This window comes from Actinomadura mexicana (genome assembly GCF_900188105.1).
GTDB classification, from domain to species: Bacteria; Actinomycetota; Actinomycetes; order Streptosporangiales; family Streptosporangiaceae; genus Spirillospora; species Spirillospora mexicana.
Window position 1 is genome coordinate 83,629 of sequence record NZ_FZNP01000003.1, and the last position, 13,974, is coordinate 97,602.

The following is a 13,974-nucleotide window of genomic DNA, read 5'->3' on the forward strand; positions in this document are numbered from 1 at the left end:
GGGCGGACACGCCGCACCCCTCAGCGGAGGGGCCGGTGGAGGAAGAGGCACGCGATCAGTGTCGCGGCGCCGCACAGCACCACGACATGACCGGGCGCCATCACCTCGCCCAGGGCGCCCGCCGCGCCGATACCGGCCGCCTGGCCGGTCATGAGGCCGCTGCCGTACAGGCCGACCGCCTGCCCGCGGATCTCCTCGGGCACCGCGTCCACGAGCCGCCGCTGGACGACCAGTTCGTAGCCCAGCCCGGACGTCCCCGCCGCCATCAGCGCGCACGCCGCCGGCAGGCCGGGCCCGAAGGCGAACAGCAGGAGCGGCGCGCCGGTCAGCGCGGCCAGCGGCAGTGCGAGGCGATCCCGCAGCTCCGGGCGGACCCAGCGGGCCGCCACCAGGTTGCCCGCGAACATCCCGGCCGCGGCGGCCGACAGCAGCAGCCCGGCCGCGTCGGGGCGGCCCAGTTCCCCCGCGTAGGGGACCGCGACCCCCTCCGCCGCCACCGACAGGGAGATCGGCAGCCACCCGGCCAGGAGCAGCCCGCGCGTCGTGCGGCGGCCGAGCAGGAGCCGGTTGGTCCGCCATGTCGCCCGCGCCGTCCCGGTGGACGCGGGCCGGGACGCCACCGGCACGTCCGGGAGGCGGAAGCGGGCGAGGCCCGCGGCCAGCGCCGCGCCGGCGGCGGCGAGCCAGAGCGTCCCGGCCGGGGCCAGCACCGAGAGCAGCAGCCCGCCGGCGGCCTGGCCGGCGATCTGGGCGCCCGCGCTGGTCATCGAGAACAGGGAACGCCCGAGCACGTAGCCGTCCCCGGGGAGCAGGACGGGCAGCCGGGCCTGGACGGTCGCGCTGCCGACCGGCGCGAACAGGCCCGCCGCGACCAGCAGCGCCATGATCAGCGGCAGCGGGAGCCCGCCCACCGCGAGGACGGCCGTGACCGCCAGGCGCAGCAGGTGGTAGCCGGTGAGCAGCCGCCGCGCCGGGATGCGGTCGGCGAGCGAGAGCAGCAGGGCGCCGCCGACCACGTACGGGAGCATCCCGGCGGCGAAGACGAGCGCCGCCGCGACGGGCGAGCCCGTGCGTTCGAACGTCTGGACCGACAGCGCGATCGTGCGGACCGAGTCGCCGCCCACCTGGAGCGTCTGCAGGGAGAACAGCGTCCGGAACTCGGGGACGCCGAAGATGTCGCGGTACCGCGCGGAGGTCGTCGAAGGAGCGGTCATGGCGGCGACTCTGCGGCCGCCGGTCCCGTCATGGACAATGTTTCGGGGAGGAGCGAAACGTGTACCGCATCGTGGTCGGACCCGGAGACCTCGCGGCGAGCCGGTTCGGGGTCGCCCCTCTGATCGAGGTGCACAGCGCGCTCGGCGTGCTCGCGGGCCGGATGCCGGTCGGGCCGCTCGGGCCCTGGGTGGAGCGGGTCCGCCCGGCGTACCGGCGGGTGGCCGGGGACCCGGCCCTGCGCGCGCTGGCCTTCCTGCGCCGCCCGCACGGGTACATGGCCGACTTCGTCGTCCCGCCGCCCGCCCGCCCGAACCTGACGGTCGCCGATCAGCTGGTGACCGTGCGGGCGACACCGCTCGGCCAGGCGCGCCGCGAACTCGCCCGCAACCTCGAGGGGCTGCCTGAGCCGGACGCCGCCGTCCGGGACGTGCTGGAGGCCCCCGACGTGGCCGAGCGGCTCGCCGCGGGGCTGGAGACGGCCTGGCGTGCCCTGCTGGAGCCGGACTGGCCGGTGCTGCGCTCGATCCTGGAACGCGACATCGTCCACCGCGCGGGACGCCTGGCCGCCTACGGCTGGGCGGCGGCGCTGGACGGCCTGTCCCGCAGGGTGCGCTGGCGCGACGGCGTCATCGAGGCGGACATCCACGGCGACGCCACCTACCGCCTCGGCGGGGCCGGGCTGACGTTCGTGCCGGTCGTCTTCGCCGAACTCGGCGCGGCGCTCGACCAGGACTGGCCGTACACGCTGATGTACCGGGCCAGGGGAGTGGCGGCGCTCTGGGAGAGCCGGGAACCGCGCGGCGAGGACGCTCTGGCCAGGCTGGTGGGCCACACGCGGGCCGATCTGCTGCGCCTGCTCGCCGAGCCCGCCACGACCAGCTGGCTGAGCGCCCGCCTCCGGATGAGCGTCGGCGGGATCGGCGACCACCTCGCGGTGCTGCGGGAGTCCGGGCTCGTCACGCGCGAGCGCAGCGGCCGCTCCGTCCTCTACCGCCGGACGGCCGTCGGGGACGTCCTCATCGGAACCGGCTGAGGGTCGTCGAACCGGCTGAGGCCGCCCCGGAGGGGGTCCGGGGCGGCCTCGGCGCGGACGCTCACGCGCGCCTGGGGCGGCTGCGGGGCAGCAGGGCGGCCGCGGCCACCAGCCACAGGAGGCCGCCGAACCGGATGACCGGCAGCAGCGGCGCGAACCCGTCGGCCAGCAGGGACAGCGTGGACAGCATCCCGGCGGCGGCCAGGGCCAGCCCGATCCAGGTCAGCGGGCGCGGCAGCAGCCCGGCGAGCAGGCCGGTCACCGAGACCCCGGCCACGAGCATCGCGAAGCCCGCGCCGTAGAAGGGGCCGCCGGCCAGGAACGACAGGTCGGCGAGCGCGCGGGCGAGGGCGGGGCTCGCGTCGTCCGGCAGCCGCCCGCCCGTCCAGGCGGTCATCGCGCTCAGCGTCAGCGCGACCGAGGCCAGCAGCCCGCCCGCCATCGTGATCGCCGAGCCCGGCGCGGTGATGCCGAGCGCGCGCAGCCTGCGGTACAGGACGGCGGCCAGCAGCGCCAGCGGGATCGCCGAGGCCAGCAGCAGCCACGAGCCCGCCCTGATCGCGGTGCCGTGCTCCCGCGCGTACCGCAGCACTTCGGCGCCCGTCGCATCCGGGTGCGGCGTGGCGCGGTTGGCGATCACGTAGCCGACGGTCAGCGCGGCGAAGGACAGGACGGGCACGAGCAGCGGCGGCCCGGACTGCGGGCGGCGGGCCGGCGCGGATCGTTCCGGAACGGATGCGGTGGTCATGAGCTCTCCTCGATCGGTCCATCGCTATACACTCGATAATGATTACAAACTGGAACGATTGTCAAGTCGCTATCATGTACACATGGGTATGAACGATGAGGAGGGCCGTCCCCCCGTGCAGGTCGGGGTGGCGTTCCTGCTGGCCCAACTGGGCGCGCACGCGGCAGGCCGGTTCGCCGAGCGGATCGCGGAGCTCGACCTGACCCCGCCGCAGGCCGGGCTGCTGCGCATGCTGGCCGGCGCGCCCGGCCGCAGCCAGCGGGAACTCGCCGACGAGCTCGGCATGCCGCCGAGCCGCTTCGTCCCGTTCGCGGACGAGCTGGAGGAGCGCGGGCTGATCGAGCGCCGCCGCAACCCCGAGGACCGGCGCCTCTACGCGCTGTACCTGACCGAGAAGGGCTTCGCCCTGCTCGCCGGGCTGGCGGAGGCGGGCGCGGCGCACGAGAAGGAGATGTGCCGGGCGCTGTCGCAGGACGAGCACCGGCAGGTGAAGGCGCTGCTGGAGCGCGTCGCCGAGCAGCAGGGGCTCGGCAGGGGGATCCACCCCGGCTTCCGGCGCCTCAGACCGGGCCGCGAACCGGGGTGAGGCGCGCGAGGCCGTCCCGGAACCCGGGACGGCCTCGGAGCGCGGACGGCGTCAGACGCCGTACTCCGCGACGATCGTGGCGCGCGCCAGGGTGTGGGCGGTGATGTTGAAGCCCACGACGGCGGGGGAGGTGTCCGGGCCGAGGCCGAGCGAGTCCACGTCCAGCGCGTGGACGGTGAAGACGTAGCGGTGCGGGTCGCCGGGCGGCGGGGCGGCGCCCCCGAACGCCCTGACCCCGTAGTCGTTGCGGGCGTGCACCCCGACCTCGGCGTCCTCGGTCCCGGCGCCCGTGGGCAGCTCGGTGACGCTCGCGGGGATGTCGAACAGCGACCAGTGCCAGAAGCCGCTGCCGGTCGGCGCGTCCGGGTCGTAGCAGGTCACCGCGAAGCTCTTCGTCGCGTCCGGGAACCCGGACCAGCGCAGGTGCGGCGACGCGTTGCCGCCGCTGAAACCCCAGTCGTCGAAAACGTGCCGGTCCGCGAGCCGCTCGCCTTCGGCGATGTCGTCGCTGGCGACCGTGAACGAGGGGACCTCGGGCAGGTGCTCGTGCGGGAGCGGGGGCTTGCCGGCCATGGCGACCTCCTCCATCAGGATCATCGTGACACCCCATCTCTACCAGGGGGCGTCACGTTCCGCCGGTCCCCGTCGCGAACCCGGCGACAGGTGCTACTTGCCGGTCGCCTCGATGTAGGCGGCGATGACCTCTTCGGGGTCGCCGTCCATGTGCATGCGGCCCTCGTCGATCCAGATGACGCGGTCGCACATCTCCTTGACCGTGTCGAGCTGGTGCGCCACCAGGAACACCGCGCCGGCGTCGTTGCGGAGCTCCTCGATGCGGCGCTTGCTCTTGACCCGGAACTTGGCGTCGCCGGTGGCGAGCGCCTCGTCGATCAGGAGCACGTCGTGGGTCTTGGCCGCGGCGATCGCGAACCGGAGGCGGGCGCCCATGCCGGAGGAGTACGTCCGCATGGGGTACTGGATGAAGCCCTCCTTCAGCCCGGCGAACTCGACGACCTCCTTGTACTTGGACCGGGTCTCCGCCGGGGTCATGCCCATCGCGAGGCAGCCGAGGACGATGTTGCGCTCGCCGGTGAGGTCCTTCATCAGGGCCGCGTTCACGCCCAGCAGGGACGGCTGCCCGTCGGTGTAGACGCCGCCGCGGTGCGGGGGCAGCAGGCCCGCGATCGCCTTCAGCAGCGTCGACTTGCCGGAGCCGTTGGTGCCGATGATGCCGACGGCCTCGCCCCGGTACGCGACGAACGACAGTCCCTTGATCGCGTGGACCTCGGTCATGGACGGGCGGTGCTTGCGGCGCAGGACGCGCGAGAACGCGCTCGCGGCGTTGCCCTTGCCGCCCGCGCCGTACACCCGGTAGACGATGTGCAGGTCGTCCACGACGACGATCGGCTCCCGGGTCGGGTCGATCGAGGCGGACCCGCGGACCTTCGTGTCAGCCACGGCCGTATCGCTCCTCGGCACGGTAGAAGAACAGGAACCCGCCCACCAGCATCACCGCGGCCCACACGAGGGCGTAGAGCCACAGTTGCCCCGTCGGGGTGGCGTGCGCGAGACCTTCGACATAGGACCGGTACTCACCGAGCAGGACGTGCCGGCTCAGCTCCACGTACACGTACGCCGGGTTGAGCTGCATCAACTCGCCCAGCCACGGGTACTCGGCCAGCCGGCTGCCCGGCTTCATCAGCGACGGCAGGCTGAAGATCACACCGGACGCGTAGAGCCAGGTCCGCATGACGAACGGCAGGAGCTGGGTGATGTCGCGGTTGAACGCCCCGAGCCGGGCCATGACCATGCTGATGCCCACGTTGAACATGAGCTGGAGCGCCACCACCGGGACGAACAGCAGCATTTCGGGCCCGATCGGCTCGCCCCATGCGAACACGATCACGAACAGCACGACCAGCGCGAGCAGCAGCTGCTGCAACTCCACGATCGCGATCGCCAGCGGCAGCGTGGCGCGCGGGAAGTGCAGGGCCCTGATCAGCGAAAGGTTGTCGCCGACGGACTTGGCGCCCGATGTGACCGACCGCTGCGTGAACCCGAAGAGGAAGACGCCCGTCACCAGGAAGGGGATGAAGTCGTCCACCCCGCGCTTGGTGTTCAGCAGCACACCGAAGATCAGGTAGTAGACCCCGGCGTTCAGCAGCGGGGTCAGCAGCTGCCACACCTGACCCAGTCGGGAGTCGGTGTACATCGAGATGTTCTTGGCGGATGCGAACGCCCAGATGAAGTTCCGGCGAGCCCACACATCCTGGATGTACTTGCGCAGCGGGGGGCGCGCAGCGCTCTGCCTCAGCCCGTATCGTGCGGCGTAGTCGGCCAGGGTTCCGTTCACGTGAGGAGGCTCCGCGATCGTTCCGACCGACTCGCCACCCGGGGTTCCGAGCCGTTCCGGGTGACTCATGCCGCGAAGCCTATTGCAGTCGCTGAGTCCAGAGTGACGTTCGCCCGCATGTGACCCCCGATTTGAGATCTTTACGGAATCATGTCGGCCTCCCTGGGGATACCCGGGAGATGCGCGTCAACCATTCCCGGCGCACTTGTGCGCCGTCACGGTCCGTCACCCGGCGCCGGTCGCGGCACGCCCAGGAGCATCGGGCCTGGCCCCAGCGCGTCCCCCTCCTGCGCAGGCTCGGCCGGATGGACCGGTGGGCGTTCGACCAGGTGGCGTCGGCGCGGCTGCGCGGGCTGGAGTACGTCCTGCCGCGGCTGTCGCGGTTCGCCGACCACGGGGTGCTGTGGTTCTCGGCGGCCGGCGCGATGGGGATCGCGGGACGGCCGCGGCTGCGCCGCGCGGCGCTGCGCGGGGCCATCGCGATCGCCGTGGCGAGCCCCGCGGTGAACGTCGTCGGCAAGCAGGCCTTCCGCCGCAGGCGCCCCGTCGTCGACCTCGTCCCCCCGATCCGGATCCGGTGGAAGCTGCCGACCTCGCACGCCTTCCCCTCCGGGCACTCGGCCTCGGCCGCCGCGTTCGCGACCGGCGTCGCGCTGGAGGCGCCGGCGGCGGTGGGCGTCCCGGTCGCGGCGACGGCGGCGGCGGTGGCCTTCTCCCGCGTCTACACCGGCGCCCACTATCCGGGCGACGTCCTGGCTGGGCTGGGGATCGGCGCGCTCGCCGGGATCGGGACGCGGATGGTGTGGCCCGCCCGCCCTCCGGTGGCGCGCGTGGCCCCGGCCGGGGACGGGGACGTGCGGGTCGCCCAGGACGGGCGGGGCGTGGTGGCCGTCGTCAACCTGGGCTCGGGCCCCGCGGCCGAGACGGACGCGGGGATCCTCCCGAGGCGTTCGGAGATCGCGCTCGCGCTGATCGAGGCCGAGCTGCCGGCGGCGGAGATCGTCCGGCTGGAGCCGGGCGCGGACGTCGAGAAGGCGTGCGCCGAGGCCGCCGAGCGGGCCGACGTGCTGGCCGTGGTCGGCGGCGACGGCACCGTGAACGCGGCCGCGCGGGCCGCGCTGGGCCGCGACGTCCCGCTGCTGGTCGTCCCCGGCGGGACGTTCGACCACTTCTCCCGCGCGGTCGGCGTGGAGACCGCGACGCAGGCGATCAGGGCCTACCGGGAGGGCCGGATCGGCCGCGCGGACGTCTCCTACGTGACCCCGCTGTCCGCCGAGGTGGAGGACGAGGCGGAGCAGATATTCCTCAACACCGCGAGCATCGGCGCCTACACCGAGGTGGTCGAGCGGCGCGTCCGGCTGGAGAGACTGATCGGGAAGTGGCCCGCGCTCGCGGTCGCCGCCGTCCGCACGCTGCGGCACTCCGAGCCCGTGGAGCTGGTGGTGGACGGCAGGCGCCGGCGGGTCTGGCTGGCGTTCGTCGGCAACGGCGTCTTCGGCTCGTGGGGCGCCGCGCCCACCTGGCGCGAGCGCCTCGACGACGGGCGCCTCGACGTCCGCATGGTCACGACCGGGAGCCGCGCGCCGCGCGTCCGCGCGGTCGCCGCGATCATCGTGGGCCATCTGCGCGTCACGCCCGGGTACCGCTCGTGGCGGACCACCGGCATGGAGGTCGTCTCGCCGGCCGGTGACCTGCGGCTGGCGCGCGACGGCGAGGTGGCGTCGCTGCCGCCCGCGGTGCGCTTCGGCAAGCATCCCCGTGCCCTGCGAGTGTTCACGGTTCATGCCCCGGTGACCGGGTAAGGCACGGGACGCCATGAAGGAGGAGATCACACGATGACAAGCCGTGACCTGGGAGTCGCGCCCGGCGACCTCAGCGACGACGACCTGCTCCGTGAGCTCGGCCACCTGTACGAGACGAGGCTTGACGCGCTGCGGCACGCCGCCGACCAGGCCTACGGCGAGCACACGCGGCGCATGAACGAGATGGAGGCCGAGTACCTGCGCAGGCGTCCCGGCCGGGAGATCGACCCCGAGCGGATGCGCGCCGGGGCCCGCGCCCGCTGACGGCGCTCGGCGCCCCCCCGCGCCCGCCGTCCCGTAGGGCCCGTGTTGTTCGGACGTTCGTTCTGTTCGGGTAAAGGCGCGGGTGCCCGCCGCGGGTGGGCGGCAGGGTCCGTGAAAGATCCCGTTGGGATCGTCGGGGGGTGTGGTCGGTGGGGCGGATCGGGCCTGGGCGCCGTCGGGAGGGACGGGGGCGCCGCGAGCGGCTGCGGCGCGGCGTCCGGCGGTGGTGGCCCGTCGCGGCGGGCGCCGTCGCGTCGACGGGGCTCCTGCTGGCCGCCTACCTGGAGGGCCCGCGGCTCTCGGGGGTGTCGGCGGCGCTCACCGTGCCGCACCGCGACCCGGCCGGGCGCGGCGGGCCCGGCGCGCTGCCGCCCGACCGCCTGATGAGCACGTTCACCACGCGGTTCGCGGCGGGCGAGCCCCGCGTCCGCAACATCGAGCTCGCCGCCCGGGCCCTGGACGGCCATGTCGTCGAGCCCGGCGCGACGTTCTCGTTCAACGACGCCGTCGGGCCCCGCACCAGGAGCCGCGGGTACGTGCCCGCGCCCGCGATCATGGGCTCGCGGCTGGCGAACGACGTGGGCGGCGGCATCTGCCAGGTGTCCACGACCCTGTTCAACGCGGTGTTCCTGGCCGGGCTGGACATCCGGAAGGCGAGCGCCCACACCCTGTGGATGCCGGAGTACCCGGAGGGGCGCGAGGCCGCGGTGTTCTATCCGCAGCTCGACTTCGCCTGGAGGAACGACACCGGCGAGCCGGTGCGGATTCAGGTGGCCTACTCGGCGACGTCGCTGACGGTCGACCTGTGGGGCCGGCGCAAATACGAGGTGCGGTCGCGGACGTCCGACCGGTACGGGTTCAGGCCGTTCGGATCGGGCGTCGGCCGCGGCGGCGAGTGCATCCCCATGACGGGCCGGGAGGGCTTCGAGGTCGACGTGTGGCGGACGCTGCTCGCCGGTGGGCGCGAGGTGCGCCGCGAGAGGTTCCACACCGAGTACCGCTCGCAACCCGAGGTGGAGTGTCTGTGACCCGCGTGGCAGGGTGGGATGCATGGACGGAGAGTTCGAGCTCGGGCCGCAGGACGGTCGGCTGCTCGTCCGCACGGGGCGCAGCGGGCTCGGCCGGCGCGCGGGGCACGACCTGACCATCGAGGCCGCGCGCTGGTCGGCGGCGGTCGAGGCGCGCGAACCCCTGGACGCCTCGTCGGTCGAGGTGACCGTCGAGGTGGACGGGCTGGAGGTGCGGGAGGGCGCCGGCGGCGTGAAGCCGCTCACCGACCAGGACCGCGCGGAGATCGTGAAGAACCTGCGGAAGGTCCTGGACGTCCGGCGGTACCCGCAGATCCGGTTCGTCTCCACCGCGATCGGCGAGGACGCCGTCGAGGGCGACCTGACGATCATGGGACGGACCAAGCCGGTTCGGCTCGCGGCCGCCCGGGACGGCGAGCGGGTGCGCGGCGGCGTCACCGTCGAGCAGAGCCGCTGGGGCATCAAGCCCTACTCGGCGTTCTTCGGCGCGCTCCGGCTCGCCGACGAGGTCGAGATCGAGTTCGAGATCCGCCTGCCCGAGTAGGCCCCGCCCGGGTCGACCCTGCCCGAGCAGGTCCTGACCGGCGGCGCAGGGCCCCGCGTTCGCCCACCACTGAAGATCGAATGCACTAGAGTTCATGATCACCGCTTTCCGGACATTCGATCTTCAGGGGGCCGCGGTGGCGGAGCTGAGCAGGCGGAACTTCGGGAAGGCGGCGGGCCTGGCGGCCGCGCCGGCGCTGCTCGCGGGCTGCGCTTCCGGGGGGTCCGGGGCGTCCAGGACGGTGCGGGCGGCAGCGGCGGCCCGCACGTGGGGAGTGACCGGCAGGGCGCTCGCCGGACTCGGCGGCTTCGACTCCACGCTGAAGAGCTTCATGCAGGCGCGCGCGATCCCCTGCGGGCAGCTCGCCGTCGTCCGCAAGGGCAAGCTGGTCCTGTCGCGCGGCTACACCTACGCCGAGGACGGCGCCTTCAAGACGCAGCCGACCTCGCCGTTCCGCATCGCCAGCATCTCCAAGCCCGTCACGGCGACCGCGGTGCTCCGCCTCGCCCAGGACGGGAAGCTGAAGCTCACCGACCGGGCGGCGACGCTGCTCGGGCTCCCCACGACGGCCGATCCCCGCCTCGCGGACGTCACGGTGCTGCGGCTGCTGCAGCACCTCGGCGGCTGGGACTCCGGCATCTCGCCCGACCCGATGTTCCGGGACGCGGCGATCGCCAGGGAGCTCGGCGTCGCGCTGCCGGTGTCGCAGGCGAACATCATGAGGTACGTGTCGGCGCGCGCGCTCGACCACGCGCCCGGGACGCAGTACGCCTACTCCAACTACGGGTTCCTGCTGCTCGGCCGGATCATCGAGAAGGTCACCGGGAAGAAGTACGAGGACTACGTCCGGCAGACCGTGCTCGCGCCCCGCGGCATCACGCGGATGCGCCTGGGCAGGACGCTCACCAAGGCCGCCGGCGAGGTCCCGTACTACTCCGGCTACACGGGCACCACCGTGTTCGACAACAGCGGCACCAAGGTGCCCTTCCCGGACGGCGCGTTCAACCTGGAGAACATGGACGCGCACGGCGGCTGGCTTGCCACCGCCATGGACCTCACCCGTTTCGCGGGCGTCTACGACGGCGGGACGTCCGTCCTGACGTCGGCGTCCGTCAGCCGGGCGTTCGCCAAGCCGGAGACGGGCGTCAACGCCGACGGCTGGTACTACGGCTGCGGATGGCAGGTGCGCCCGGTGACAGGGGGCCGCAACACCTGGCACAACGGGAGCCTGGCCGGGACGTACACGCTGCTGGTCCGGCGGTACGACGGGCTGTCGTGGGCGGTCCTGTTCGACCAGCGCCAGGAGGGCGACGCGGCGAGCTACGCCGACATCGACTCGCTGCTGCACAAGGCCGCGAACGCGGTGACGACCTGGCCGACCGGCGACCTGACCTCCACCTACTTCTAGCGCGCACCTATTTCTGGCGCGAGGACCCGCCTCTGGCGCGGGCCGCGCGGGTGTACTGGTCGTCCAGGCTGCGCGGGAACGGCATCATCCGGTGCCGTCCCCGCCAGGGTGCGTACTGGCGGACGGCGTTGAACCCCGCCGCGGTGACGATCCGCTCGACGTTCGGGCCGGGAACGCAGGCGGGATAGACGTCCAGGTGGACGACGTGCGGCGGCAGGCCGTGCGGCCTGGCGGGCGACACCAGCGTCATCGGCGGACGGACCCGTTCGAGCGACGCCATGTCCTGCGCGTAGGCGACGAGCTGGAGCGTCTCCGCGTCTGGGCCGCTGTGCACGATGAGCCAGCCGTGCACGTCGACCGGCTCCGACGGGGGATCGGCGAGTGTCAAAGGCACGACCTCGTCCGAGACCGTGCGCAGGTAGGCATGGTGGGCGGGGTCGAGCTCCTCCAGGACGAACGCCCGGTCGAAGCGGGGCGGGTCCGGGGGGAGCAGGGGCCGGTAGGCGTCCCAGCGCAGCAGCCGCGCCAGATGCGTCGTCCGCGTCCCGGAAGGGAATCGGGTCAGCTCGCCCCTCAGCCCGGCGGGGAACGCGTCGACGATCACCTCGTCCGGCTGCGGGGCCGCCGGGCCGGCGGTCTCCACGACGTCCCAGCCGCCGGTCACGCGCGGGTCGGCCGCGAACCGCGACCCGGTCACCACGGTGACCGGCCCTTCCCGCCCGAGGGTGTGCAGGGCGGACCGGAGCCGCGTCAGATGCCCCAGCCCGTCACCGGCCGCGTAGCAGACGATCAACGCGCCTCGTCGAGGACGGCCAGGTAGCCCGCGGTCTCGGCGGCCGGGGTGAAGTCGCGCCGGATCCGCTCGGCGCCCGCCGCGCCGAGCTTCGCCAGCTCCTCGCCGCCCGCCCGCGCGGCCCGGTCGACCGCCGCGCGGCACGCGTGCGGGTCGCCCGCCGGGAAGGTGAACCCGATCTCGTCGTCGGCCACGTCCGCCAGCCCGCCGGCGTCCGAGGCGATCAGCGGCACGCCGAGCGCCGCCGCCTCCAGCGCCACGTTCGGCATCCCGTCGTAGAAGGAGGGGAGCGCGACCAGGTCGCAGCTCGCGTAGACGGCCGGAAGGTCGTACCGCTCCAGGAACGGCAGGAACGAGTGCGGGACGCCGCGTTCCACGAGCCACTCCCGCACGGAGTCCTCGACCTCGCCCACGAGCAGCAGGTGGAAGGCGTCGGTGCGGCGCGACGCCGCCAGTGCCTCCAGGAAGAAGCCGACGCCCTTCTTGACCTTGAGCTGGCCGATGAGCCCGATCGTCCGGCGGCCGGGGGCGACGTTGCCCTCCCGCCAGGCCCGCCCCCGCTCCCGTTCGGAGGGCAGCACCCGCCACTGTGCGGTGTCGACGCTGTTGGCGACGAACGCGACCGCCGCGCCGGGGGCGAGCGCCGACACGAGCGGCGCGTGCGACCGGGCGACGACGCACACGCGGGACGAGGCGCGCAGCGCGTCCGCCAGCACGCCGCGCCGCCGCATCGAGAAGGCGCCGACGTCGATGTCGTTGCCGCGCAGCAGCGTCACCAGCGGCGCGCCGAGCAGCGCGGACAGGACGGGCGCGGCGAGCATCGCGTGGACGCCGCCGAACGCCACGACGTGGCTGTACCCGGTCAGGTCCGCGGCGGTGATCGTCGTCCACAGGCGGCGCAGCGCGTGCTCGGAGTCGTCCCCGAGCGGCGCGGTGACGAGCCGCCCGCCGTGCTCGCGCGACACGCCCCACGGCCGTGACCGCCGGGTCAGGTGGGCGACGTCGACCTCGGCGCCGGCGCCCCGCAGGCCCCGCACGATCCGGTCGCAGGACTGCGCCATGCCGCCCCGGCTCGGCGGGTAGTGCTCGGTGATCCACAGGACGCGGGGCATCAGCTGTCCACGAAGCCGGTGTCGTCGTCCGGTTCCCAGTCACCGCCGTGGGAGTAGTCGTCGCCCGGGTTGAAGGCGCCCCGGTCGTACTCGTCGAACGAGGAGTACCAGTAGCCGTCGTTGTAGGTCTGCGAGCTGCCCTGGTAGTACTCGCGCCGGTACCCGTGCGTCCAGCCGGGGTGGTGCGGGTCCTGCGTCCGGTACCCCTGCGCCGCGGCGCATTCGGGGCACAGCGCGTTCGGTCCGGCGTGCGCGCCGCAGACGGGGCGGCCGCACTGCGGGCACGTCGCCACGGCGGACCGGCCGCAGCGGCCGAGCACGAAGAACCCGGTGGTCACGGTGCAGCGGTTCACGTGGTCCTCCTCGCGGCCGTGCCGGGCGGCGTCCACCGGAACGGCTCCGTCGACACCTGCAGGATCCGGTCCACCAGGACCCTGTCCTCCACCGGCCCGGGGAACTTCCCGCTCGCGCGGATCACCAGCCGCCTGCCCTGCTTCACCTGCACCCTGACCCAGCGCGGCGGCGGCGACGAGGGCCGCCGGACGGCCGCGTCCCTGGCCAGCCGCCGGGTGACCCGCACGAGCTGCACCGTCTTCGACTTGCTCTTGTACTTGGTCTTCCCGCGCGCGTTCCTCTTGCGGTACTTGCGGTGCCGCACCCGGTCGGTGACCGACAGCTCGACGACGCTGCCGTCGCGCAGCTCCGCCCGCATCCGCAGCCACGGGTCGAACGCGTACCACTGCCTGAGCCCCGAGATCGGGGGCCGGGAGGGCAGCGACTGCTGGGGGCCGTTCTTCTCCGGGACGCGGGACCCGCGCATGTCCGCGGACACCGACAGCACCCCGTCGGGGGGCATGTCGGCCGACAGCACCCGCAGCAGCGGCACGAGCACCCCCGGGACCCGCCCGTGCAGCCGCCACCGGCGCCGCCGCACCTGCGCCCCGTGCTGCGCGAGGCTCTGGATCACCGGCTCCCAGTCGTCCCGCCGCAGCGAGACGGAGAAGCCCTGCTCCAGGGTCAGCGCCCTGTGCAGCGGATGGAACCGCTCGATGGCGGCCTTCTGCTTACGCCAGAACATGACGAACCAC

The 13,974-nt window shown here is 73.7% G+C and carries 16 protein-coding genes; 7 read left to right on the forward strand and 9 right to left on the reverse strand.

Annotated elements, in window-relative coordinates:
- Positions 1-20 precede the first annotated feature (20 nt).
- Positions 21-1,214 carry an MFS transporter gene (locus CHC11_RS08925; RefSeq protein ID WP_089311180.1) on the reverse strand — a complete coding sequence of 398 codons (1,194 nt, stop codon included), beginning with the start codon at positions 1,212-1,214 and terminating at the stop codon, positions 21-23.
- Between the two features lie 59 nt (positions 1,215-1,273).
- Here CHC11_RS08925 and CHC11_RS08930 point away from each other — a divergent pair, with 59 nt between their 5' ends.
- Positions 1,274-2,248, forward strand: coding sequence for a winged helix-turn-helix domain-containing protein (locus tag CHC11_RS08930; protein WP_218825998.1), 975 nt, complete (start codon positions 1,274-1,276; stop codon positions 2,246-2,248).
- Between the two features lie 61 nt (positions 2,249-2,309).
- Here the strand turns inward: CHC11_RS08930 and CHC11_RS08935 are convergent, their stop codons facing one another.
- Complete coding sequence (locus CHC11_RS08935) at positions 2,310-2,996, reverse strand: DUF4386 domain-containing protein (protein WP_089311181.1); 687 nt, start codon at positions 2,994-2,996, stop codon at positions 2,310-2,312.
- An 82-nt stretch (positions 2,997-3,078) separates the two neighbouring features.
- Between CHC11_RS08935 and CHC11_RS08940 the strand changes: the two genes are divergently transcribed.
- Positions 3,079-3,582, forward strand: coding sequence for a MarR family winged helix-turn-helix transcriptional regulator (locus CHC11_RS08940; RefSeq protein ID WP_089311182.1), 504 nt, complete (start codon positions 3,079-3,081; stop codon positions 3,580-3,582).
- A 51-nt stretch (positions 3,583-3,633) separates the two neighbouring features.
- Here CHC11_RS08940 and CHC11_RS08945 read toward each other — a convergent pair whose 3' ends face one another.
- The 3 genes from CHC11_RS08945 to CHC11_RS08955 all read right to left on the reverse strand — a co-directional run bounded on the left by CHC11_RS08945 (position 3,634) and on the right by CHC11_RS08955 (position 5,935).
- A complete protein-coding gene (locus CHC11_RS08945; RefSeq protein WP_089311610.1) occupies positions 3,634-4,155 on the reverse strand; it encodes a YbhB/YbcL family Raf kinase inhibitor-like protein in 522 nt (173 codons plus the stop codon).
- Between the two features lie 93 nt (positions 4,156-4,248).
- Positions 4,249-5,040, reverse strand: coding sequence for an ABC transporter ATP-binding protein (locus tag CHC11_RS08950; protein WP_245918969.1), 792 nt, complete (start codon positions 5,038-5,040; stop codon positions 4,249-4,251).
- Positions 5,033-5,935 (reverse strand): ABC transporter permease, encoded by a 903-nt coding sequence (locus tag CHC11_RS08955; protein ID WP_245918970.1) that lies wholly within the window; start codon positions 5,933-5,935, stop codon positions 5,033-5,035. Before CHC11_RS08955 ends, CHC11_RS08950 begins: the two co-directional genes overlap by 8 nt.
- A 179-nt stretch (positions 5,936-6,114) precedes the next feature.
- Here CHC11_RS08955 and CHC11_RS08960 point away from each other — a divergent pair, with 179 nt between their 5' ends.
- The 5 genes from CHC11_RS08960 (at position 6,115) to CHC11_RS08980 (ending at position 10,981) form a co-directional block, all read left to right on the forward strand.
- On the forward strand, positions 6,115-7,737 hold the full coding sequence (locus tag CHC11_RS08960) for a bifunctional phosphatase PAP2/diacylglycerol kinase family protein (RefSeq protein WP_089311184.1): 1,623 nt from the start codon (positions 6,115-6,117) through the stop codon (positions 7,735-7,737).
- Between the two features lie 33 nt (positions 7,738-7,770).
- Complete coding sequence (locus tag CHC11_RS08965; protein WP_089311185.1) at positions 7,771-8,001, forward strand: DUF6158 family protein; 231 nt, start codon at positions 7,771-7,773, stop codon at positions 7,999-8,001.
- Between the two features lie 149 nt (positions 8,002-8,150).
- A complete protein-coding gene (locus CHC11_RS08970; protein WP_143226981.1) occupies positions 8,151-9,029 on the forward strand; it encodes a VanW family protein in 879 nt (292 codons plus the stop codon).
- A 22-nt stretch (positions 9,030-9,051) separates the two neighbouring features.
- The gene (locus CHC11_RS08975) at positions 9,052-9,573 is read left to right on the forward strand and encodes a YceI family protein (protein WP_089311187.1); all 522 of its coding nucleotides are present in this window, start codon (positions 9,052-9,054) and stop codon (positions 9,571-9,573) included.
- Between the two features lie 94 nt (positions 9,574-9,667).
- Positions 9,668-10,981, forward strand: coding sequence for a serine hydrolase domain-containing protein (locus CHC11_RS08980; RefSeq protein WP_089311188.1), 1,314 nt, complete (start codon positions 9,668-9,670; stop codon positions 10,979-10,981).
- A 7-nt stretch (positions 10,982-10,988) separates the two neighbouring features.
- On the opposite strand, the gene CHC11_RS08985 is transcribed toward CHC11_RS08980, so the two are convergent.
- From CHC11_RS08985 to CHC11_RS09000, 4 genes are read right to left on the reverse strand one after another with little or no spacing between them, the layout of a single operon-like run.
- On the reverse strand, positions 10,989-11,774 hold the full coding sequence (locus tag CHC11_RS08985; protein WP_089311189.1) for a hypothetical protein: 786 nt from the start codon (positions 11,772-11,774) through the stop codon (positions 10,989-10,991).
- Positions 11,771-12,886 (reverse strand): glycosyltransferase family 4 protein, encoded by a 1,116-nt coding sequence (locus CHC11_RS08990; protein ID WP_089311190.1) that lies wholly within the window; start codon positions 12,884-12,886, stop codon positions 11,771-11,773. The genes CHC11_RS08985 and CHC11_RS08990 overlap by 4 nt, the downstream gene beginning before the upstream one ends.
- Entirely contained in the window at positions 12,886-13,239 is a 354-nt protein-coding gene (locus tag CHC11_RS08995) for a hypothetical protein (protein ID WP_089311612.1), read from the reverse strand. Before CHC11_RS08995 ends, CHC11_RS08990 begins: the two co-directional genes overlap by 1 nt.
- Positions 13,236-13,964 (reverse strand): hypothetical protein, encoded by a 729-nt coding sequence (locus CHC11_RS09000; protein ID WP_089311191.1) that lies wholly within the window; start codon positions 13,962-13,964, stop codon positions 13,236-13,238. The genes CHC11_RS08995 and CHC11_RS09000 overlap by 4 nt, the downstream gene beginning before the upstream one ends.
- Positions 13,965-13,974: the final 10 nt, after the last annotated feature.

What these genes read in the sequence shown, in the direction of transcription:
- CHC11_RS08975 (WP_089311187.1), top strand. Translation starts at nt 9,052, where the DNA reads ATGGACGGAGAGTTCGAGCTCGGGCCGCAGGACGGTCGGCTGCTCGTC.
- CHC11_RS09000 (WP_089311191.1), bottom strand. Translation starts at nt 13,964, where the DNA reads ATGTTCTGGCGTAAGCAGAAGGCCGCCATCGAGCGGTTCCATCCGCTG.
- CHC11_RS08935 (WP_089311181.1), bottom strand. Translation starts at nt 2,996, where the DNA reads ATGACCACCGCATCCGTTCCGGAACGATCCGCGCCGGCCCGCCGCCCG.
- CHC11_RS08980 (WP_089311188.1), top strand. Translation starts at nt 9,668, where the DNA reads ATGATCACCGCTTTCCGGACATTCGATCTTCAGGGGGCCGCGGTGGCG.
- CHC11_RS08925 (WP_089311180.1), bottom strand. Translation starts at nt 1,214, where the DNA reads ATGACCGCTCCTTCGACGACCTCCGCGCGGTACCGCGACATCTTCGGC.
- CHC11_RS08945 (WP_089311610.1), bottom strand. Translation starts at nt 4,155, where the DNA reads ATGGCCGGCAAGCCCCCGCTCCCGCACGAGCACCTGCCCGAGGTCCCC.
- CHC11_RS08965 (WP_089311185.1), top strand. Translation starts at nt 7,771, where the DNA reads ATGACAAGCCGTGACCTGGGAGTCGCGCCCGGCGACCTCAGCGACGAC.
- CHC11_RS08960 (WP_089311184.1), top strand. Translation starts at nt 6,115, where the DNA reads ATGCGCGTCAACCATTCCCGGCGCACTTGTGCGCCGTCACGGTCCGTC.
- CHC11_RS08940 (WP_089311182.1), top strand. Translation starts at nt 3,079, where the DNA reads ATGGGTATGAACGATGAGGAGGGCCGTCCCCCCGTGCAGGTCGGGGTG.
- CHC11_RS08990 (WP_089311190.1), bottom strand. Translation starts at nt 12,886, where the DNA reads ATGCCCCGCGTCCTGTGGATCACCGAGCACTACCCGCCGAGCCGGGGC.